Below are 22,433 nucleotides of genomic sequence, written 5' to 3' on the forward strand. Positions count from 1 at the left end.
ATGAACATAAAACAGGTATACCATGTAACCGCTTCGGATCAATTGCTAGCGGCTCTCGAAGCTTGCCGTACTGCAGGAGGGGAAACGGAGATTGTGCTCGCGGAAGGGGATTATTGCCTGGCTTCTGCTCTTGTCCTTGACGCCGCCTACCAAGACCTTGTTCTGCGAGGGGAAGGACGCGTCCGACTCCTGGGCGGAAGGCAGCTGAAGGGATGGCAGCCGATTCAGTCAGCGGAAGTGCTTGCACGGCTGAATCCGGCGGTGAGAGGACAAGTGATGGTTTGCGATCTTGCCGAGCAGGGAATCAGGCAGACGGGCAGCTTTGTCTCACGCGGCTTTGGCCGCGCGGCTGCCCCTTCTCATGCCGAGGTGTTCTGGAACGGTAAACCGCTGCATCTCAGCCAATACCCGAAACGGGGGGAGTTCCTTACCATTACCGGGTTCGCCCAAGGACAAATGAATGAGCTGGAAGAAATGGCGGGAATACCCGAGCACGGATTTTATTATGACGACGAACAACCTGCCTCCTGGGCGGCGAATGACGATCTTTGGATACACGGGTATTGGAGCTTTGATTGGGCTCAGTCCTATGAACATGTAAGGTCCATTGATTTGGAAACCAGACATGTACGGACGAACCCGCCGTATGCGGTCCATCCTTTCCGGATCGGTCAACGCTTCTGTTTCCTTAATATTCTCGAGGAAGTTCGCAGCCCGGGCGATTATTATATAGACCGCAAGGAAAACAAGCTTTATTTCTGCCCCGACAGCCAAACGGCCAGCGAAAATAGCGAGCTGCTCATATCGATGCTGGAGACGCCGATGCTAAAGCTGGAGGGATGCCGGGGAATATCGCTTATCGGCTTAACGTTTGAATGCACCCGAGGCAACGGACTGCAGGCTGAAGGAGCATCCGACCTGATCATCGACCGGTGCCTATTCCGCCACATCGGAAATACGGCCGTTCATCTGGAAGGCGGCGAACGCAATTCCATCCGCAATTGTACGATTCATCACTGCGGAGACGGAGGAATCAACGCGTTTGGCGGAGACCGGGCAACGCTTGCATCGTGCGAATTTGCGCTTACAAATAACCATATTTACCGGATCGGGCAGTGGAGCCGCTGCTACAACACGGCGATCAACATCAAGGGCGTCGGGATTCGGGCGACGCATAATCTGATTCATGACCTTCCGCACATCGGCATTTTGTACTGGGGCAATGACATCGTTCTCGAGCATAATGAAATTTACAGCGTGTGTATGGAGACCGGGGATGCGGGCGCGATTTATTCCGGCCGCGATCTCAGCTCCCGAGGCAACCGCGTATGCCATAACTTTATCCATCATCTTGGCGGAGTCGGGCTCGGGACGATGGGGATCTACAATGATGATGGCATATCGGGAACTGTGATGGAGGATAACTTCTTCCTAGAGGTCGGCCGGGCGGCATTTATGGGCGGCGGCGTGGATTTTGTGGTAAAAAACAATGTTTTCGTCAAATGCTATCCTGCCATCACGGCGGACAGCCGCGTCGCGCATACGAAATTTTTCTGGGATCGGGCTTACGCGGTGCTCAAAAAGAGCTTCTACGAAGGAGCGTCGTCTTGGCGCAAGGATTCGGCAGAGCCTGCGCTGGACGCAAGCCAAAGTCCTTATATCGACCGGTACCCTGAGCTCGCCGAAATCGACCGGATGTTTAGAGAGAACCGTCCGATGACGGGCGCGGCCCGAATCTCCCGGAATGTCTTCTGCTCCAAAACGCTCTTTCGCTATTTTTACGACAAGCGGGATGAAAATAATAAGAAGCTGTACGACGACTGTACTTTGATTGAGCCGACCCCGGCTCAGCTCTGTGCGATTGTAGATTCCAGGCAAGACGTTCAGATGGAATGGTCGGCGGGGAAAGGCTCATGGCTATTTGAGAAAAATTTTACAGCCCAGCCTTCCGATTTCGCGGACGCGAAGTGGGGCGACATTGCCGTCCGTCAAGGATCTGAAGCCTACGAATATGGATATGAACGCAGGGAGTTAAGCACGATCGGTTTGATCGAGGGCGATCGGGACAGGAATCCTCCCAGGATTTTAACAAGCTTAACCTATCCGTACAAAGGGGAAAGAACGCTCACTTTGGCCATTCGAAATGCCAGCAACCAGACCGTAAGCGGCGTGATTCAGCTGCATACGAGCAGCAATGTCAAACTTAAGCTGGACGAGGTGCCGTTTACGCTCGCTCCTGAAGAGGAGCATGCAATCGTTGTGGGGAATATCCCGGCGGAGGATGAGTTTGCGGTCGAAGCCAGGAGCGAGCTGCCGGGCGTCAGACCTTCAAGAGCATAGGGAAACGGTAGCATGGAGGAGGGGTACACTTGAAAGCAGCTTCGGGAATCAAGAAGATCATCTGTAGGACACCCGCTAAACGCATGCCGACGTGGGCGGTCCTGCAGCGGCAGTTGTTTCGCACGATGAATGAGACGATCGATCTTGTTATGGAAAAGTATGTGGAGCCGAACGGTTATATGAAATGGCCTCCTTCTCCAGACTTTACCTCGATCGACGGCTTGGATGACATGTACGAAAGCTTCTATTATTGGCCGCTTTATTATATATTAGGCGGGCATGAACGGTTCCTAACCGTTGCGCAGAAGCAATTCGAAGCGATCACAGAGCAGTTCACCCACTACGATTCAGGCCATGGACATCCGATGGTCGTGAAGGAATACGAGCAAGGGTATGATTGGATGCACCAGGGAGAAGGGTATGGGCTGTTCTATCTGCTCAATCTGGCCGATCCCCTGCATCCGGCCAACAAAGCCAGATCGCTCCGTTATGCGGGTTTTTATCTGAATGAAGATCCGGACGCGATCAATTTCGACGAAGACAAACATATGTTGCTCTGCTGCTATGTCGGAAGCAAGGGTGCTGCGCATCGCAATTTCGAGGGGAAGCCCTGGGTCAAGGAGGGGTGGAAAGTATGGTATGGACTTCCGTTCAACGATCTGGACGGCATCGTCACGATCGATGACATGGACTATCCGGAAAAGGCGGTCCGCATGGGAATCGCAATGAAGGAGCGAATGGCTTACGGCGACACCGTTGTGAATCTTCTTGCTACGTCGTTGATCATGAATGCGTACTTGCACACGGGCGATGAGAAATATAAAAAGTGGATTCTGCAATATACTGAAACGTGGCGCGTGCGAACACAGGAGAACGGTGGCATCGTGCCCGATAATATAGGCCCGAATGGCCGTATTGGCGAATGCATGCCAAACCATAATTGGTACGGCGGATATTATGGGTGGACATGGCCGCACGGATTTTATTTTATTGCCGATGCGCTGACGGTCGCTATAGAAAATGAAGTTCTGTTAACCGGAGAACTGGAGCGAACCGATTGGATTCGTTCCCAATATCGCATGCTTGGAGACAAATCCGTCGAGCAGGATGGAACCATCTTCGTCCCTTTGAAGAAGAGTGAGCCGGGGGCTGTTCAGGAATATCACCCTGCCGAACAAGGACAATTTTTAACCATGCCCGACGAACAGAAAATTACCGACAACCCCGCTTACAAGCGGCTTCTGGAAATTGACGGCTGGTACGAGTTTTGCCCGTTGCCGCTCGAACAACCTGCGCATATGTGGTTCATCTCGCAAAATAAAGAGGATTACGATTATATATCCAGCCTTCAGGACCGCCGCAAACAGGATTGGAGGGAAATTGTAAAGTCCTATTCCATGAAGAAATGCTTAGGCGGACATGATCTGTCATGGCTGCAATTCCTGAACGGGGATTTTGACGATTATCCGGAGAACATACTGAAGCTCAATCTGGAGCATGTGTATTCCCGTATGAAAACGATTCGGGAAGAACCCGTAAGGGAGAAGTTCGAGGACAATAGTTATTTGCAAAAGCGGAGTCCAATCTCCTTGGAAGGCTTGGTGCAATTAACAATGGGCGGGGCACTGCCGATCTATAACGGCGGGCTGCTGCAGGCTGCCGTCCGTTATTTCGATGCGGAGAAGCGAAGACCCGGTCTTCCGGAGGATGTGGCTGCGCTTGTGCGCGGAATGGATGACAGCGGCGTAAGTCTTACTTTGTGTAATCTTCACCCGACGAAGGCAAGGTCGTTATATATTCAATCGGGCGTTTATGGGGAGCATTCCATCGTTTCTGTTCTTCATGATGGGGAAGCCACCGAGATAAACGCTGCGTTGTTTGAGGTAGAACTGGGACCAGCCGCGCAATGCGACCTTGAGCTTCGAGTGTCGCGTTATTGCAATCAGCCGTTCTACGGCGATCCTTTTTCCGATGGGGATGTGGCGTCGTGAGCAGCGCTTCGCTGAAATTGAAAATTAGGCAGTTTTATTGGGAAGCGGGATCAAGGCGGCTCCCGGTGGGAATGGGCTGCGCGATGATCGGCAGGGAAGGAAATGGCGAAACAGCTCTTGCCAATACGCTTGAATTACTGACGAAGGCATACTCGTCAGGCATACGTTATTTCGATACGGCCGCAGCCTACGGCAACAGCGAGGTTCTGCTGGGGCACTTTATGAACCAGATAGAGCGTACCTCTGTTTTTATCGCTACGAAAGCGCCGTTTCCGTATAAGGAGAAAGGAGCGCATGCCGCGTTCGAGGTTTTCAAGAGAACCTTCTATGAAAGCTTCGAACGGCTGCGTACCGACTATATTGATCTGTATCATATTCACGACACCGAATCCTATGCGGTTGGCGTTGAACAAGTCTTGCCCTTTCTGGAGGAGCGGAAGAAAGAAGGCATGATTGGCGCTATTGGCTTAGGCACGCGATCCTTGGTCGCACACGAACAAGCGATGCTGGACGGCATCATCGACGCTTCGTTATGCTATTTCGAGTATAACCTGTTAAGTACAGCGGCAAAGCGGATTTTACCTTGTGCGAAGGAACAAGGGGTTGCTTTTATCAACGCCTCCACCTTGATGCCCGGGTTTCTCGTTTCCTATTCAGGCGAGAGGGTGGAATTGTCGGAAGAACGGGAATCGTACATAAATAAACAGGTGCTGAAGCGCCATCGCTTGATTCAAGGTATGAAGAAGTTATGCGGGGAGATGGGAATCGACATTCTTGCCGCTGCGATGCAATATGGGTTATTTCAGCCTGATATTGACTTGACATTAGTAGGAATCAGCAAGTTGAAGGAATTGCAATCGGCCGAGTCGCTGTTAAGCGCGGCCATTTACCCCGAACAATGGGCAGCTCTCACCCGGCTGCAGGAATCGCACAGATTCGTTCACGTGCAGGACGAATATGCCATTTATCCTTTTATCACTAAGGAATGAAATACCTTATATAATGAGTACACTCTGCCTTAAAGGAGAAGCCATATGGATTGGAAAGCGGAATGGATCTGGTTGAATGAGGAAGCTCAGCCCATTAACGCGCATGTGTGCTTTCGCAAGTCGATTGCCATCCATTGTAGGAACGTCGCCAAGGCTGTGTTGAAGATTAGCGCCGATACGTTATTTCGAGTATGGGTCAATGGGGCGGAGGTCGGTGACGGACCGATCCGATCTACTAAAGACCATTGGTATTACGAGCAATATCAAGTTCAGCATCTCTTGAAGCAGGGAATAAACACGATCGCGGCAGAGGTGTGTCACTACGGCGTCTCCACCTACCAATACGTCGAAAACCGCGCCGGCCTCATCGCTTGCCTGGAAATTCAAGATCAGTCCGGCCATATAACTGCTTACCCCAGCGATTCGAGCTGGAAGACTCATATTCATGAGGGGTATGAGAAACATGTGGTGAAGCGCAATGTCAACATCGGCTGGCTGGAAGTGTATGACGCCCGGCGTTGGAACAAGGAATGGTTGGACACTGATTTTGACGACTCGGGCTGGCCGTCGGCGCATACGGTATGTGCGGGCGGTGAAGGCGAGTGGGGGCAGCTGTTTCCCAGGCCGATCGAACCTTTCGCGAAGCGGACGATTTTCCCCCGGCAGCTGGTTTCCGAATCGGAGATTCAGCCGGTGCAAAAAGTAGTGGCGGTCAACATGCGGGATAATTTTTTTCCCGGGGAGCGGGACGCGAATGCCAAGGTTTTCACGGGATATTTCGCCTCCGCCATCGAAGTGGATGAAGAGGCGGTCGGCAAGCTGACATTTGCTCACACACCTTGGAATGGAGTCCAGGGCCGGTTTAAAATAGATGAGAAGTGGTACGCGGCCGGAGACGAAATGACACTGACACGAGGAAAGCATCTGTTTCTGGTTCAGATCGGAGCTGTACATAATGATGTCATCAGCCATATGGAATGGGATTTCCAGGCAGAGATTCGTTTCGTGCACCCTTTGAAGGATCGGCTTGAGAAAGGGGAATCCGCCTTCGTTACTCTGGGCCCTTACCAGGTGATCAGATCGAAAGCCGACGGGCGGCAGCCGAAGTACGGAGGGGTAGAAAAGAAGAATGGACTTGATTTGGAATTACCGGAATTCAAGACGGTAGGGGAAGTCCAATCTTTGGAAGCGCTTCAGCGTTACCGGAGCGAGGCTAAAACGGTAGACGCCGCACATGTCATGGAAAACATCAGTATTTATTCTCTTATGCTCCGAAAAAAAACATTGGCATCCTACGCCGTAAAACGCGAAAAGGAAAGGATGCTGTATGACCATGATCGCCCTGCTGTCATCCCGATGCCAAAGCTCGGCGGGAACATGGAATATGTGATCGACTTTGGCAAGCTTTACGTCGGACGGATCGAACTGGATGTGGAAGCGCCGGAAGGAACTGTGTTCGATGTCTATGGTTTCGAGGCTATGGTGAACGGCAGTATAAGATATACCTCAGGGTTAAACAATGGCTTCCGTTATACGTCCAGGAGCGGGAGGCAGACGTACAAGAGCGATTCCCGGATGGGATTCCGATACTTGATCCTGACCGTTCGGAATCAGACAGAGCCCGTATCGATTTATAAGGTCATGACTGAGCAGTCGGGCTATCCGGTCACCGACCAGGCGATATTCCGCTGTTCGGATCCGCTCTTGAACGATATTTGGGAAATTAGCCGCCATACCTCCGAAGTATGCACGGAGGATACGTTTGTAGATTGTCCCACGTTCGAACGGGTATTCTGGGTAGGAGATTGCCGCGTAAGCGCATTGGTAAATTACTATTTATTCGGCTCGTATGAACTGGCCAAGCATTGTCTGCAGATGGTTCCGCGTTCTCGTGACCAAAGCCCGCTTCTGCTTGCGTGCTTACCCACGGATTGGCAGACAGTCATTCCCATGTGGACGTTCAGTTGGATGATCGCGTGCAAGGATTACATAGAGTATAGCGGGGATGCAGGTTTTGCCAGCGAAATTTATCCCGACTATGCCCGTGCTTTGGATGCTTACTGCGAGTTTCTGAATGCGGACGATTTGTTTGATATCAGCGCCTGGAATATGGTGGATTGGGCCGACATGGACATCCCGCGTGCAGGGATTGGAACCGCACAGCATGCGGCGCTTGCCTACTGCTGCGAGCTGGCCGCTGAGATGGCTCTTCAGCTGGGGAAGCCGGATGAGGCCGAGAAGTGGAGCCGCGTCGTCCGCCGGATGAGGGAAGCGCTTCACACGCATTTATGGGATGAAGCCAATCAGGCTTATACTGACGGCCTATACCGTACGGGTGAGCGGTCCAAAACGTTCAGCCACCAAACCCATGTGCTTCTCTATCTCTTCAATGCCCTGAATGATCGCAACCGGGAAGCGGTGGAAGGCCGTTTGCTCAACCCTCCTGAGGATTGGGTGCCAATTATTTCGCCGTTCATGTCATTTTATTTATTTGAGATGTGGCACCGGATGGGCCGGCTGGACCGAATTCTGGAGCGTATACGGGAGGTATGGGGAACGATGGTCCGGGAGGGATCGACGACTGCGTGGGAGACTTATCCGCATACACGCAGCTTTGCCCATGCGTGGTCCGCAGCGCCCGCCTACGTAATGGGCAGCCGCTTGCTTGGGGTAACAAAAGGCGAGCAGGGCTTCAAGTCGATCGTGCTTCAGCCTCCGGTAACCGATATAACTTGGGCGGAAGGCTCAATTCCGACGCCTTTCGGGCGTATTGATGTTTCTTGGAGCAAAGAAGCGGGGCAGCCGCTGATGGTTATTAAGGCGCCGGAGGCTATGGCGATCGACGAAGCTGAGGCAATCCGCGCCGGCTGGAAAACAAAGATTGAAAGGTATCTGTGAACATGGAAACGGAAGGGGATGGACGGGATGACAGCGAGCATTGTGCAACGAACGGAGCTTGAAGCGGTAATCGGTAAAATTATTGAAGGCATGATCGGTCTGGAAGCCGAAAGCGAAGGGAAAATAAACATCATCTCTATGAACCATTGGGATTGGTCGCAGGGTGTCGGGTTATTTTCCCTTTATCTCTATTATAAAGATTCCGGCGACCAAGATATCCTCGATTATTTAATCCAATGGTTCGACAACCGAATCGAGGAAGGGCTTCCTTCTAAAAATATCAATACGATGTGTCCCATGCTTACTCTGAGTTATCTGTACGAAGAAACCGGGCGCCAGGATTACCTGGAGCTTTGCCAAGAATGGGTAAATTACGCGGTTAACGGCGGAATTCCGCGTACCCCGGAGATGGGTATGGCCCATGCGACTATCTCAGGGCCCAATAAAGATCAGCTATGGGATGATACGCTTTATATGACGGTTCTTTTTGTAGGGCGTATGGGGAGAATACTGAACAACGAAAACTACTGCCAGGAAAGCATCCGCCAATTTCTGGTTCACTTGAAATATTTGACTGATACGTCGACCGGACTGTTTTTTCACGGATGGAGCTTCGAAGGGAATCACAACTATGCCCGCGTTCTATGGGGCAGAGGCAATGCATGGTACACCGCCGGCTTGGTCGATTATCTGGACATGGTCCCTTTGCCCCAAGGGGTATCGGACTTCTTGATCTCTTCGTTGGAGCGCCAAGTGCAGACATTGGAAAAATTGCAAGCAGCAGACGGCATGTGGCACACGGTTTTGGATGATCCTGCCTCGTATGTGGAAACTTCGGCCACAAGCGGATTTGCCTACGGCATTCTGAAGGCGGTACGCCAAGGGTATTTGGATGCCAAATACAAGGAAACAGGAATCAAGGCTTTGCAAGCCGTCCTCTCCAGAATCGACGCAGACGGCACCGTTCAGGGCGTATCCTACGGGACGGTGGTCGGGAAGACCGCCGAATACTATAAGCAAATCAAAATTTGCCCGATGCCTTACGGCCAATCCATGGCGCTGCTTATGATGGTGGAAAGCTTGAAGCACGTTTAGTCGGGACAACCGCTGGAACTTGTTGTATAATTCGCTATGTAAGGAGGGATGTCCGCTGAAGAAGAAGGTCGTCGTAATCGATGATAAGCCGTTGATTCGCCAATCGATCGTGCAGACGATTGATTGGGATAAGCTGCATTGCGAGGTCGTGGGGCAGGCTGAAGATGGTATCGAAGGGAAACGCGTCATTCTGGAGCAGCAGCCGGATATACTCATTACTGATATCAAAATGCCTGGGCTTAGCGGGCTTGATTTGGCCGAACACTTGAAGGAAATAAGGCCCGCTTCCAAAACAATCCTGATCACAGGATACCAGGATTTTGAATATGCGCAGCGTGCAATCCGGATCGGCGTGATGGATTTCATCGTTAAGCCAATTCGCAATGCAGAGCTCCAGGTTGCCATTTCCTCCGCCGTGAAGGAGCTCGACGACAGGCTTTTGCAAGCAGACCAAATGAAAGAAAAATCGGAAGCGTATTCAAACAAGCTGATTATGGACCTTCTTGGCGGCTACATGCCGGAATCCATGGATGTCAATCGGGTTCAGCAGGAGCTTGGGCTTCAGTTTAAAAGCTTCATCGTGCTTATCATTTCTACCGGACCGCGCGGCTTCACCGGCGAAAGCGATTTCAACCTTTCCAGAGAATATGCCAGACTTTTCGAAACCGTCCATCGGGTAAAGAAACAAGCGGACTTCGACATCGTTGGCTGCTCTCATCATAATCAGCTTGTCCTGGTCTGCCTGTTTTCGAGGCCGCTCTGGCAAAGTGAGGTGCGGATGAAGCTTCAGCCGTTCTGCCAGGATCTCGTGCTTGAGCTCCAGCGGGACAACGGCCTGAGCTGCCGCATCACTGTCAGCTCCGCCCGCAAGTCGCTAAAAGAGCTGTCCGAAGCCTACGCAGAGGCTGCCAGTTTGATTGAGGCGGGCTTTTTTCGCAGCGAAGAACCGCTGCTCTACTTCGATCAAATTCCTTCGTCGGCAGCGCCTGGCAAGCTTTCGATCATACGCGATCTGGAGCGGTTCGATCAGCTGTTTGAGCAATCGAGCATCGAGCAGATGATCGAGCAGCTTGAACAGTTGCTTGAGAAGATCGCGGTTTACAGCGAGGGTAATATTTTGGTGGCCAAAGGACTGTTGTCCGAGAGCTGTCTGGCGCTGGCGCGCTTCTATTACCGTGTCACGGGAGATGAGTTTGGCCTCGACAAGAGCATCGACCAGATTCTGTGCGATATCTACCAGCTTGGCAGCATGCGGGGGGCTTCGCAATACCTGGAAGCCTTTATCAAGAGCATTAAACTCAAGCTCGAGGGAGGAAACAAGGAGTACAGCCTGATGGTCAAAGAAGTAATTGACTACATCAATTCGAACTTTGCCGACAACATCAGTCTGACCGCAGTGGCCGAACATTTTGGCCTTAGTCCGAGCTACCTGAGCCGATTGCTGCGAGCAGAGACCGGCATCAACTTCGTCGATCTCGTCTACAAGGCAAGAATCGAAGCGGCGAAACGGCTTTTACGGAACCCGAAGTATAAAGTGAACGAGGTGGGCGAAATGGTCGGCTACAAGGACTACGCTTACTTCTATCAAGTGTTCAAAAAGCTGGAAGGCATCTCGCCGAAGAGCTATAAAAACCAATGCAAAGGCTCTCCCGTAAAACTGAACATGTTATGAAAGAGGAAAGGACGGGGATTACGGACGCATGCGTGCCGCCAGACCGTCCTTTCTTTCATGAAAACTGCAAAGGAATGATTACGGATGGACCCCAAAACTATGACGAAAGCCGATATTTGCACCCACCACGGCGATGACTATGACCGGCACCTTGGTGCGATTGTGCCTCCGCTATATCAGAATTCACTGTTTACGCGCAAAAAGATGAACCATGGCTACACGTACACGCGTGTCAGCAATCCGACGATCGAGCTGGCGGAGAAGAAGATCGCTGCGCTGGAGGGGGGCGAGGAAGCGCGCTGCTTCTCTTCGGGCATGGGAGCAATCTCGGCTGTGCTTATGCAGGTTCTGGAGCGGGACAGCCACATCATCTGTCCGAAGGCGGTATATGTCCCGACCAAAGTGTTCCTTGAGACTTACATGGGCCGATTCGGCGTGGAGGTGACATTCGTATCCGGCGAGAGCCTGGAAGAATTCTCGCAGGCGATCAGGCCGAATACGAAGGCGATTTATTTGGAAACGCCGTTGTCGAACCTATTTACGCTGCAAGATTTGGCCGGTGTGGCTGCGCTTGCGAGGCCGCATGGCATCACGACGATCGTGGATAATACGTGGGCGACACCGCTGTATCAAAATCCGCTCGCTTTCGGCATCGATCTGGTCGTCCATTCGGCGTCCAAATATCTTGGCGGACATAGCGATATTCTGGGCGGGGCCGCTGTCGGAAGCCGGGAGAGGATGCAATCGCTCGCGGACAACGAGCGCAGCTTGTTCGGCGCCGTAATGGACCCGCATCAAGCGTGGCTGCTTGCCCGCGGTCTGCGGACGCTGCCGCTGCGGATGAAGCAGCACCAGGAGAGCGCGCTTCAGGTTGCCGCCTTTCTTGAGGCTCATCCGCTTGTCGAGCGGGTGCTGTATCCCGGACTCGCGAGTCATCCCCAGCATGAGCTGGCCAAGCGGCAGATGACCGGCTTCTCCGGCCTGCTCAGCTTCGTGCCGAAAGGGACGCCGGAGCAAATCCGCAGCATGATGAAAAGTCTGGACATTTTCGAGGAAGGACCCAGCTGGGGCGGCTTCGAAAGCTTAATTAACTCCCCGGGCCTCGGGATCGATGCGGAAACATCCCGCCGTATCGGCATTCCGCTTGGGCTGCTCCGCATCTCAGTCGGGCTTGAAAGCTTGGAGTCGATTATCGGCGATCTTGACCGCGCTTTAACCTCGCATTGCAGGTGAGTCCAATTCGGCGTATTGGGGATATGTTGGCAAATATGAAGCTCAGGTCCAAATTTCTAGCATCGTTTGTTGTACTGATCGTCATTACTACGCTGATGATCAGTACGGTGAACTATTTCGTCTCCGTAGACGCGATCCGCCGCAATTCGGGGGAGTTCTCCCAGTATTTGCTTAGACAAGTCGGGATTACGCTGGAGAAGCGGACAGCGGACGTAGAGGAGCTCGTTTTCCGGCAATACCGCAGCTCCAGCCTGAGCGAGCAGCTGAGTCTCATACCGGAAACGAACGAGAAAGCATTTGACCGGGATAAGTATATCTCCGATTTCATGAACAGTTTGATGTTTGACCAGGATTATTTTCAGGCGGTGCAAATTATAGACAGGTACGGGCGATCGTACGCGATTGAACGAAGCAACCTGAAGTACTATCAGCAGGAGCTGATGGAAAAGCTGCGTCCCGATGACGTGCTGGCGGCCAGAGGGCGCGCCTTATGGTTTCGGGGGGCTAAGGGCACCGTGTTTATGGCGCGGGCGATCTATGATGTTCCGACGAACAATTACAGAGGCATTCTCGCTGTCGGCCTCGACAGCGGGTACATCAACAGTATTGTCAAGGATGAGACGATGCTGATAGGCGCCGATATTTTTTTCCTGAATGACAATAACGAACTGCTCATCCGCGAGCAGCAGCAAAGTCCCGTTGTCCAGTATATTATGGAGAACAGGCTGTTTGAGTCACAGACAGCGTTGAAGAATGGATTTACATACATGGGCAAGCGCTATATGTTAAAGGTCCTTGCTACAGATTACGATAAGTGGAAAATTTTGCAGGCCATCGATATCAGTCAGCTGATACAGGGCACAGACGTCATCAAGTATTGGACGATCGGTACCATGGTAACGGCGCTAGTAGTTGCATTTCTGCTGGCTGCGATCATCTCGAAGAGCATTACGGCCAACGTTCGGATGCTGCTCCACACCATGTCAAGCTTCGCGCTGGACATTCACCAAAAAGTGATCGTGCCGAAGGGGCGGGACGAGATCGGCTTGCTGGCTGAAAAATTCAATTTGATGGTAGAACGCATCCACGAGCTGTTCAACACCGTTTATCTCGAGAAGCTTTTAAAGCAGAAAGCGGAATATCGTACGCTTCAGTTTGAGTACAAGGCGCTGCAGGCCCAGATGAACCCCCACTTTCTATATAACACGCTGGAAGCGATTCATAGTTTGGCCAAGATCAAGGGGCAGGACGAAATCGGGGAGATGGTGTACCTGCTCGGCCGTCTGCTCCGCGAAAGCATCCGCCGGAAGGGGGACGTTATCCCGCTTAGCGAGGAAATCGGATTTATCGGAGATTATTTGTCGATTCATAAAATGATCTACGGCGATAAGATTCAAGTGCAATATAATCTGGACGAGAAGCTGATGGGCCATGCGGTGCCGAAATTTATTTTGCAGCCGATCGTCGAGAATGCGGTTATTCACGGTATTGAAAAGAAGCCTGGCGTAGGCGAAATCCACATCGAGTGCAGGCGCGACGGCGGCGACCTGCGAATAGTAGTCAGGGACAACGGGATCGGGATGGACAAGGAGACAATTGAACGTCTTCTGCATCCGGAACGCTACAATGCGGTGGAAAGCAAGGAAAAGCATACGAATGTCGGAATAATCAGCGTACACAAACGAATCCGGATTTTGTATGGCGACGATTACGGCATTTCCATCGAGAGTGAAATCGGCGAAGGGTCGTCGGTGCAAATTCGGATTCCGCTGTTTCGGGAGCCGGTAAGGTCCATATAAAGCAAAGGATCAGTCCTATCTATATGCATTGGAAGCTGCGGTTTTCTCGACCGCGGCTTTATTTTTTTGAAGCTAAATAGAGCAAATAAACTAATAAAAAGTAAAAAACGCCTAATTGTTACCGCTTTCATTTACTTCTATACTGGGGACATGAAGTTAAAGCAAAGCGCAGAGAGGAGTGTAGTATGGAGTATGGATACCCAAGCGTCCCCGATTCCCGGAGTTGCGGCCAGTACGAAGCGAAAGGCTCGCGGTGCCTTCTTGGATGAATTAACCAGGAACTACGATTTGCTCTTGATGCTGTGCCCCGGATTTTTTTACTTTCTAATTTTCTCTTATATTCCGATGTTCGGGCTGCTAATTGCATTTAAAGACTATAACATCTTTAAGGGGGTATTCGCGAGCGAATGGAACAACTTTCAGTATTTCAAGGATATGCTGATGCTCCCCGATTTCTTTAAGATCGTTCGCAATACTTTGACGCTTAACATTATGGGACTCTTAATCGGGTTCCCGACACCGATTATTTTGGCGCTATTGCTTAACGAAGTAAGAAACAAGTATTTTAAACGAATCTCGCAGTCGCTGCTTTATTTGCCGCATTTTATGTCCTGGATTGTTTTGGGCGGCATCGTGTACGCGCTTTTGTCCCCGCAGTACGGCGTCATCAACCAAATTCTGAAGTACTTTGGTTTAGAACCGATTTACTTTATGGCCTCCAAGGGCTGGTGGATCACCACCTATATCGGCTCGGGCATTTGGCAGGAAGTCGGGTGGGGTACGATTATTTATTTGGCGGCGATTACGACGGTTGACCCGCATCTCTACGAGGCGGCCATTATGGACGGCGCGGGGCGTTTCCGCAAAATAGTTCACATTACGATTCCCGCCATTTTGCCAACGGTTGTCGTCCTGCTTATCCTGAACGTCGGACATATGGTGTCGATCGGTTTCGAGAAGCCCATGGCGCTGATGAATCCTCTTGTCACAGATGTCGCCGACGTGATCAGCACTTATATGTACCAAGTCGGGATCCAGGGCGGCCAGTTCGGGTTGACGACAGCTGTCGGCATGGTGCAGTCGGTCATTAACCTCATTCTCATTGTTGGAGCGAACTATGCGGCAAGATTGACAGGGCGCGAGGGTATTTGGTAAACATAGACAAAAAGATGAGAGGATGAGCTTTGTTGCAGACACAGCCTTCGGCAAAGAAAAGGGTAAAGCCGGTTCGCTACGGCGACATCGCTTTTCATACCGTGAATTATACGCTGATCTCGTTATTGACATTTATGTGCTTGTTCCCTTTCTTGAACACGTTCGCCAACGCTTTCAGCAGCGATCATGCCATTCAAGCCGGTAAGGTGCTGATCTGGCCGGTGGAGCCTCAATGGGATGCGATGCGCGCGGTGCTGTTGGACCAAAACGTGCTTAAAGCGATGGGAGTCACCGTATATACGACCGTCTTCGGAACGTTGCTGAACATGGTCGCGACCATCTTGACAGCTTATCCGTTATCCCGTCGGGATTTAAAATGGCGCGGGTATTTCATGAACTATATGATCTTTACCATGATGTTCGGCGGCGGCATGATTCCCGGATACCTGCTGATTAAATCGCTCGGACTTCTGAATACGTATTGGGTATTGATGATTCCGGGCCTTGTGGGCGCGTTCAATGTGATTATCATGAAAACGTTCTTCCAGAATATGCCCGACGAGCTTCGCGAAGCGGCGGTTGTCGACGGCTGCAGCAACATACGCTATCTCTTGACCGTCGTGCTCCCTTTGTCCGGCGCGGTGCTGGCGACAATTGGCCTGTTTTACGCAGTCGGACATTGGAACAGTTACTCCGCCGCGCTCATCTACAATGACGATCCGAAGTATTGGACGCTGCAGGTTCATCTGCGCAACGTTTTGCTTTTGTCGCAGATGGACACCTCGCTTGAAACGATGCAGGAAGAAAACGAACTGAATGTAATCGCGGAATCGCTTAAAGCGGCAGTCATCGTCTTCGCCACCGTGCCGATTCTGATCGTGTACCCGTTCCTGCAAAAGTACTTTGTGAAGGGTGCGCTGCTCGGATCGGTTAAGGGCTGAATCGCGCAGCTAAGATACGGATTGTCATGATAGACAGGGAATGGACTTGTCCATTTTATATAGCCTGTAGGATGTAACTATGAGAGGGAGGAATCAGAAGGATAATGAAACAGCTCAAAAAAGAGATCAAGCTGAGCGCATCGCTCGTTCTTGCAGCCACGATGCTGTTGGCCGGCTGCAGTTCCGGCGGATCTTCAACCGCACCGAACCAAACTCCGGGCTCCGATACTGCGGCTCCGGCCAAACAGACCAAGCTTCGCGTCATGATCTACGACCGCGGGAACGCCCCCGCCAGTATGAAGCTGGATGATTCCCCGCTTATCCAATGGACGAAGGACGAAGTGAAAAAGCTGGGAATCGACCTTGAGTTTGCCACCGTTCCACGCGGCGAGGCCGAGGATAAGCTTAACGTATGGCTTGCTTCGGGGCAGGCTCCGGACATTATTTTTACATATGGCCAAGACACCCTTTTTCGATATGCCGATCAGGGCGGGATTTGGGAGCTGGACGATTTGCTGAAAAAAAACGGACAGCAGCTGCTGGCCCACAACAAAGCGGCGTTTGATCAGGTCGGGAAGTATAAAGGGAAAACCTATTCGGTTCCTATGCTTCGAGGCAATCCGCATGTCGGACCGATCTTCAAGATTCGTCAGGATTGGCTTGATAAGCTCGGTATGAAAGCGCCTACGACAGTCGATGAGCTGTATACCGTTCTGAAGGCGTTCAAGGAACAGGACCCGGGCGGCGTGGGCAAAGACAAGGTTGTGCCGTGGGCATTCCCGGCGATTGGCAAAGCATTCCTCTATAATATTGGCCTTTCGTACGGCATCATGAACGATGGGACCAATAACGGAACGGATATGCTCGGCGGCAATCTCGTCGATGGTCAGTTCGTTTCGAACGTGGCGCTGCCGCAAGCGAAGGAAATGTTCCTGTTCTTAAACAAGCTGTATAAGGAAGGTCTGCTGCCGAAGGAATTTGCTACCGACGTTAACGCGCAGCAGTATAACCAGTATATTGCAACGGGTACTGCAGGATTCGTCGATTCCAACGATACCAGCACAACCTTGACGGACAAAACGATGAAAGCTGTTCCGAATGCAAGATGGGTCGTACTCGATCCGCTTAAGCGCAAGGACGGTACACAAGCGATGATGTCTAATCCATCATATGGCATGTTTATTATGATCCCGAAATCAAGCAAGCAGGAGCAGGCTGAAGCGGCGATCAAGTACCTGAACTGGATGGCTAATGATAAAGTGATTGCGAACGTCCAATCCGGTCTGGAAGGTGTGCACTGGAAACTGCAAGACGGACTCAGAATCCCTATTGATCCCGAGAAATATAGCAGGGAAGTTAGCTGGTTTGCGCAAGACCTTGCCATCGTGCAGCAGGGGCAGCCGCCTGCTAAGAAGGAAGAATTAAGAAAGAAAGCCGAAAGCGCCAAATATTTTGATCCTGAGTACTCTGCGACCGAAAATTTCCGTATAACCGAATTGTTTCAGAAATACGGCAAGGCGGAGCCGATGCTCTCCATGCCGCGTCCTTTCTCACAGAAGAATAAAGATACGATCGCAAAATTACTGAACGATTCGTTCTCGAAGATCATTATTTCAAACGATCCGGCCAAGGAGTACGATGCCATGCTCGCCGCCTGGGAGAAGATTGGCGGACGCGAATACGACAAGGAGATGACACAAGCGCTTCAGCAGCTGAAGCAATGACATAGGGAATAAGGGGCTCTCGGCGTAAAGTCTGGGAGCTCCTTTCTTGTTCTATCATCACAGGAGGAGGAGGGATGACTGCATCCCGCCTTCGTAATGTTTACTTATAAATTGACTTTCCGGCCGGTCAAGCCTACAATTTGAAGAAAAACGGAGGGAAACTTTATATGCAAACGAATGATAGTCATACTCAAACCTCAGTGACTTCCTCCCCGCAGGCAGCGCCGCATGTCGTTCCCGTGCATATATTAAGCGGTTTCCTCGGCAGCGGCAAGACAACGCTGCTGACGCGAGCGCTTGACTACTATAAGATGAGCGGTCGCAAGCCGGCCGTGCTTATGAACGAACTCGGCGAAGTCAATCTCGACGGCATGATGCTGGATGCGGACATCCCGACAACGGAGATGTTGGGCGGTTGTATCTGCTGCACGATCCGCGGCGATCTGGGGATGGAGCTGAAGCAGCTGATCGATGAGCATCAGCCGGATGTGATTTTCGTGGAATCGACGGGCGCGGCCAATCCGCTGGAAATGCTGGATGGCGTGACCGATGCTTCGCTGCTTACGCATGTCAGGCTTGCCTCGGTGATCACGGTCGTCGATGCGGCGCAATTTGCCGAAAGATCCGTTTCGCCAAGGTCACGAACCTTCCGGCTTATGTCCGATCAGATCCGCTGCGCGACGCTGCTGCTGCTGAACAAAACTGACCTGGTGCCGCCGTCGGAATGGACCAGGCTGGAAGCGGCGATCCGGGAGCTGAACGATACGGCTCCGATGCTGCTGACGGTCCGCAGCGAGATCGATTTTACGCTGTTCGATTCGCTGGAGGGAGGCTCTGTAACCGGGCATCGCCGGAGGGACGAGGCTGCATCCTGCTCCTGCGGCGCACATGGCCATGGCACTGGACACTCGCAGCATGCGCATGATCCGGCGGCCGTCAGCCATGACCCCTCCTGCAGCTATGCGAGCCACGCCGGGGAGGAAGACGCCGCAGCTGAGCAAGCTCCGCATGTTACCCATGAGCATGTGGTAGCGTATACGCATTATTTTAACGGGCCGATCGACAGCGAGCAATTCGAGGCGTTGATCGGGCGGCTGCCGGAGACGGTTTTCCGGGCCAAAGGGGTATTGCGGTTTACCGATACCGCGAGTACGTTTATGTTCCAATATGCGTACCGCCAGGCAGATTTTATTAAAATAACGCCCAAAGCGGAGGTGCCGAGCGTTGCCGTATTTATCGGCGAGCATTTCGACAAGACGGCATTGGTGCGTGAACTGGCCGCGCTTGACGCAGGTAACGCGGCCGGAGAACGTCCCCTGCCTTGACGTAAGGCGTCCGGGTAAGGCATTATTAGAAGAAAGACGCCAACGATGCTTAGAGAAGAGGTCGCTATGGGAACACAAGAACACAAACACGCAGAAGCTCATGCGCAGGAGCATAAGCATAAGGATGACCCTACTCATGACCATGAACATCGGCATGAGCATGATCACGGACATGATCATGGACATACGCACGATGAAGCGCAGGATGTACAGGAATTGATCCGCGAGATCATCGGCGCGATGTCGTCCAAGGGCTGGCGTATTACCGACCAGCGCAAAAGCCTGGCGGCGTTATTCGCCGAATCGACAGGTTACTTGTCTCCGAAGGATGTATATGATTATATGCGGACGTCATACCCGGGCGTCAGCTTTGATACGGTTTACCGCAACTTACGTCTGCTAAGCGAGATGGGCGTGCTGGAGCAGATTTATTTGAACGACGGTTTGAAATTCCGGGCGCGCTGCCGAACCCACCACCATCATCATCTGATCTGTCTGAATTGTGAGAAGACGGTGCCGTTCGAGTTCTGCCCGATGAAGCATATGCCGAATCTGCCGCAAGATTTCCGGATCGTCAACCATCGATTCGATATTCTCGGTTATTGCGATGATTGCACCAATGCGAGTGCCAGCGCGGGGCAAGCCGGGACGGAGCAGCCGACCAATTAAAGCCGGGCGTTTATGCGGAAAGTTGTATAAACGCACCCGGCAGATGGCCCAAAGCCCGGCGATTATGCGAAAAGTCGCACAAGCGTGCCAGGCTGATAGCCCAAAGCCGGGTGTTTATGCGGAAAATCGTATAAACGAGCCCATTTGATGGCCAAAGCCCGGCGTTTATACGAAAAGTCGTACAAACGCGTCCGGCAGATGGCCCAAAGCCGGGCGATTATGCGGAAAATCGTACAAACGCGCCCAACTAACCCCCGCTTGTCCGCCAACAGTAAAAACTTGCCTGAAGCATCAGTCGTTCCTCAGGTGTCGCGTGAACGAGATGGCAAACAACATCCAAGTTATTTTCTTTCATTCAAAGAAGCTGCCCGCTGCATACGTGCATACGGGAACAGCTTCTTTTTGTGTTCATCCGCAAAATTTCCAAAAAGTGATTGACAGGACAAAAAGCCGGATGCTAATATACATCCATAACTAAGTAAGTTTATCGGATTAATAAGTTAGTGACCGGACGACCGGAGCGCTTATCCCTGGCGATGACTGCCTAGTGCAAGTCGGAGACAGCCATAAACTTTATCCAAATCATAAGATTTATTGATAAAAGGGGAGAGAAGCTCTTATGTTAACTTTACACAAACAAGTATTCCGGTCGGTCGGCAAATGGTCTTTGTTCGGAGCATTAACACTATCGATGGTTGGTCTCACCGCATGCGGCACGGGAGGCGGCACCAAAGAAAACGGCGGAGCCGCGACACCCGCGCCGGCTGACAGCTCCAAGCCCGCTGCCGCGGCCGCCAAGGCGCCGGTCGAGCTGCTGAACGTGTCCTACGATCCGACGCGCGAGCTGTATGTCAACTACAATAAAGCATTCGCCGCTTATTGGTCCAAGAAAACAGGCCAGACCGTAACAATCAAGCAATCCCATGGCGGTTCCGGGAAACAGGGCCGTTCGGTCATCGACGGCCTCGAAGCCGATGTGACGACTTTGGCGCTCGCTTACGATATCGATGCGATCCAGGAGGCCGGCCTGATCAAGGAAGGCTGGCAGAGCAAGCTTAAGGACAACAGCACGCCTTATACCTCAACGATCGTATTTCTGGTGAAGAAGGGCAATCCGAAGGGCATCAAGGACTGGGACGATCTGATCAAGCCGGGCGTTCAGGTCATCACGCCGAATCCGAAAACATCGGGCGGCGCCCGCTGGAATTACTTGGCCGCCTGGGGCTACTCTTACCAGAAGAGCAACAAGGACGAAGCCAAAGCGCTGGAATTTGTGCAGAAGCTGTTCAAGAACGTGCCTGTTCTGGATTCCGGGGCGCGTGATTCCACCAATACGTTCGTGCAGAAGGGAATCGGCGACGTGCTGCTTGCCTGGGAGAACGAAGCCTTCCTGTCGATCAACGAGTTCGGCAAAGACAAATTCGAGATCGTCACGCCTTCGGTCAGCATCCTGGCTGAGCCGCCGGTGGCCGTCGTCGACAAAGTCGTTGACAAGAAGGGAACGCGTGAGGTCGCACAGGCTTACCTGGAGTATCTGTACTCGGAAGAGGGCCAGGAGATCGCGGCTAAAAACTATTACCGTCCGCGACTGGAGTCGGTTGCCAAGAAGTACGAGAACCAATTCGCCAAGGTGAACCTGTTCACTATCAACGACGAGCCGTTCGGCGGCTGGCAGAAGGCGCAAAAAACGCATTTCAGCGACGGCGGGACTTTCGACAAAATTTATAAACCGTAAGCAAGGGAGACAGCCGGCATGCGTATAGCTTGGAAAGAACGCAGTATATTGCCCGGGTTCGGGCTTTCGATGGGATTTACTGTGCTGTACTTAAGTCTGATTGTGCTGTTTCCCTTATCGGCCATTTTTATCAAGACGTCCGGTATGGGCTGGGCGGACTTCTGGGCTACCGTCACGGATGAGCGTGTAGTCGCATCGCTCAAGCTCAGCTTCGGGACGGCATTCGCCGCCGCCTTCGTCAATGCGGTGTTCGGCTTCATCGTCGCCTGGGTGCTGGTGAGGTATTCGTTCGCAGGCAAACGGGTCGTCGATGCGCTGGTCGATCTGCCGTTCGCGCTTCCTACGGCCGTAGCCGGCATCGCCTTGACGACGATCTATTCGCAGAACGGCTGGGTCGGCAAGCTGCTCGAGCCGTACGGATTCCGCATCGTATTCACGCCGCTCGGCATTACGCTGGCGCTGACCTTTATCGGCATTCCGTTCGTCGTGCGGACCCTCCAGCCGGTGATCGAGGAACTGGAAAAGGAAGTCGAGGAAGCTTCCGCCAGTTTGGGAGCCGGACGATGGCGCACCTTCCGCACCATCATCTTCCCGGCGCTGCTGCCGGCGCTGCTTACCGGGTTCACATTGGCGTTCGCCCGCGGCGTCGGCGAGTACGGCTCCGTCGTCTTCATCGCCGGCAACATGCCGATGAGGACCGAGATTGCGCCGCTGCTGATCATGACGAAGCTCGAGCAGTACAATTATGCCGGAGCTACGGCGATCGCCTTGGTTATGCTGGTCATCTCATTCGCGACGTTATTCATCATCAATCTGATCCAGTGGCGAGCCAATCGCCGCATGGCTAACGTGTAGGTCAGGGAGGAC

15 protein-coding genes are annotated in these 22,433 nt (G+C 52.3%); all 15 read left to right on the forward strand.

Annotated features, from left to right (window positions below; genetic code table 11):
• The 15 genes from BLR08_RS06090 (at position 1) to cysT (ending at position 22,421) form a co-directional block, all read left to right on the forward strand.
• Positions 1-2,340 carry a right-handed parallel beta-helix repeat-containing protein gene (locus BLR08_RS06090; RefSeq protein ID WP_072327405.1) on the forward strand — a complete coding sequence of 780 codons (2,340 nt, stop codon included), beginning with the start codon at positions 1-3 and terminating at the stop codon, positions 2,338-2,340.
• A gap of 29 nt (positions 2,341-2,369) precedes the next feature.
• Positions 2,370-4,331, forward strand: coding sequence for a DUF8034 domain-containing protein (locus BLR08_RS06095; protein WP_083536558.1), 1,962 nt, complete (start codon positions 2,370-2,372; stop codon positions 4,329-4,331).
• Positions 4,328-5,320, forward strand: a complete 993-nt coding sequence (locus tag BLR08_RS06100) for an aldo/keto reductase (RefSeq protein ID WP_143151523.1) — start codon at positions 4,328-4,330, stop codon at positions 5,318-5,320. The genes BLR08_RS06095 and BLR08_RS06100 overlap by 4 nt, the downstream gene beginning before the upstream one ends.
• Positions 5,321-5,365: 45 nt before the next feature.
• The gene (locus BLR08_RS06105) at positions 5,366-8,218 is read left to right on the forward strand and encodes a family 78 glycoside hydrolase catalytic domain (RefSeq protein ID WP_072327403.1); all 2,853 of its coding nucleotides are present in this window, start codon (positions 5,366-5,368) and stop codon (positions 8,216-8,218) included.
• 27 nt (positions 8,219-8,245) lie between these two features.
• Entirely contained in the window at positions 8,246-9,313 is a 1,068-nt protein-coding gene (locus BLR08_RS06110) for a beta-galactosidase BglB (protein WP_072327402.1), read from the forward strand.
• A 19-nt stretch (positions 9,314-9,332) separates the two neighbouring features.
• Positions 9,333-10,985 (forward strand): response regulator transcription factor, encoded by a 1,653-nt coding sequence (locus BLR08_RS06115; RefSeq protein ID WP_083536556.1) that lies wholly within the window; start codon positions 9,333-9,335, stop codon positions 10,983-10,985.
• A gap of 84 nt (positions 10,986-11,069) precedes the next feature.
• A complete protein-coding gene (locus tag BLR08_RS06120; protein ID WP_083536555.1) occupies positions 11,070-12,218 on the forward strand; it encodes a trans-sulfuration enzyme family protein in 1,149 nt (382 codons plus the stop codon).
• A gap of 35 nt (positions 12,219-12,253) precedes the next feature.
• Positions 12,254-14,017 (forward strand): sensor histidine kinase, encoded by a 1,764-nt coding sequence (locus BLR08_RS06125; protein WP_072327400.1) that lies wholly within the window; start codon positions 12,254-12,256, stop codon positions 14,015-14,017.
• Between the two features lie 192 nt (positions 14,018-14,209).
• Positions 14,210-15,172, forward strand: a complete 963-nt coding sequence (locus BLR08_RS06130; protein WP_072327399.1) for an ABC transporter permease — start codon at positions 14,210-14,212, stop codon at positions 15,170-15,172.
• A 32-nt stretch (positions 15,173-15,204) separates the two neighbouring features.
• Positions 15,205-16,113 carry a carbohydrate ABC transporter permease gene (locus BLR08_RS06135; protein ID WP_256257325.1) on the forward strand — a complete coding sequence of 303 codons (909 nt, stop codon included), beginning with the start codon at positions 15,205-15,207 and terminating at the stop codon, positions 16,111-16,113.
• 104 nt (positions 16,114-16,217) lie between these two features.
• Positions 16,218-17,837, forward strand: coding sequence for an extracellular solute-binding protein (locus BLR08_RS06140; RefSeq protein ID WP_072327398.1), 1,620 nt, complete (start codon positions 16,218-16,220; stop codon positions 17,835-17,837).
• 167 nt (positions 17,838-18,004) lie between these two features.
• Complete coding sequence (locus tag BLR08_RS06145) at positions 18,005-19,162, forward strand: CobW family GTP-binding protein (RefSeq protein WP_083536551.1); 1,158 nt, start codon at positions 18,005-18,007, stop codon at positions 19,160-19,162.
• 240 nt (positions 19,163-19,402) lie between these two features.
• Positions 19,403-19,831: a Fur family transcriptional regulator gene (locus tag BLR08_RS06150; protein ID WP_072327767.1), complete on the forward strand. Its 429-nt coding sequence runs from the start codon at positions 19,403-19,405 to the stop codon at positions 19,829-19,831.
• A 619-nt stretch (positions 19,832-20,450) separates the two neighbouring features.
• On the forward strand, positions 20,451-21,566 hold the full coding sequence (locus tag BLR08_RS06155) for a sulfate ABC transporter substrate-binding protein (protein ID WP_072327397.1): 1,116 nt from the start codon (positions 20,451-20,453) through the stop codon (positions 21,564-21,566).
• Positions 21,567-21,584: 18 nt separating this feature from the next.
• Positions 21,585-22,421 carry a sulfate ABC transporter permease subunit CysT gene (gene cysT, locus BLR08_RS06160; protein ID WP_072327396.1) on the forward strand — a complete coding sequence of 279 codons (837 nt, stop codon included), beginning with the start codon at positions 21,585-21,587 and terminating at the stop codon, positions 22,419-22,421.
• Positions 22,422-22,433: the final 12 nt, after the last annotated feature.

The organism is Paenibacillus sp. cl123, assembly GCF_900101595.1.
Taxonomy (GTDB): Bacteria; Bacillota; Bacilli; order Paenibacillales; family NBRC-103111; genus Paenibacillus_G.

Coding starts and splice junctions, on each gene's coding strand:
- BLR08_RS06130 (WP_072327399.1), top strand. CDS start 14,210: ATGGATACCCAAGCGTCCCCGATTCCCGGAGTTGCGGCCAGTACGAAG.
- BLR08_RS06105 (WP_072327403.1), top strand. CDS start 5,366: ATGGATTGGAAAGCGGAATGGATCTGGTTGAATGAGGAAGCTCAGCCC.
- BLR08_RS06090 (WP_072327405.1), top strand. CDS start 1: ATGAACATAAAACAGGTATACCATGTAACCGCTTCGGATCAATTGCTA.
- BLR08_RS06145 (WP_083536551.1), top strand. CDS start 18,005: ATGCAAACGAATGATAGTCATACTCAAACCTCAGTGACTTCCTCCCCG.
- BLR08_RS06125 (WP_072327400.1), top strand. CDS start 12,254: ATGAAGCTCAGGTCCAAATTTCTAGCATCGTTTGTTGTACTGATCGTC.
- BLR08_RS06110 (WP_072327402.1), top strand. CDS start 8,246: ATGACAGCGAGCATTGTGCAACGAACGGAGCTTGAAGCGGTAATCGGT.
- BLR08_RS06150 (WP_072327767.1), top strand. CDS start 19,403: ATGTCGTCCAAGGGCTGGCGTATTACCGACCAGCGCAAAAGCCTGGCG.
- BLR08_RS06120 (WP_083536555.1), top strand. CDS start 11,070: ATGGACCCCAAAACTATGACGAAAGCCGATATTTGCACCCACCACGGC.
- BLR08_RS06140 (WP_072327398.1), top strand. CDS start 16,218: ATGAAACAGCTCAAAAAAGAGATCAAGCTGAGCGCATCGCTCGTTCTT.
- BLR08_RS06155 (WP_072327397.1), top strand. CDS start 20,451: ATGTTAACTTTACACAAACAAGTATTCCGGTCGGTCGGCAAATGGTCT.
- cysT (WP_072327396.1), top strand. CDS start 21,585: ATGCGTATAGCTTGGAAAGAACGCAGTATATTGCCCGGGTTCGGGCTT.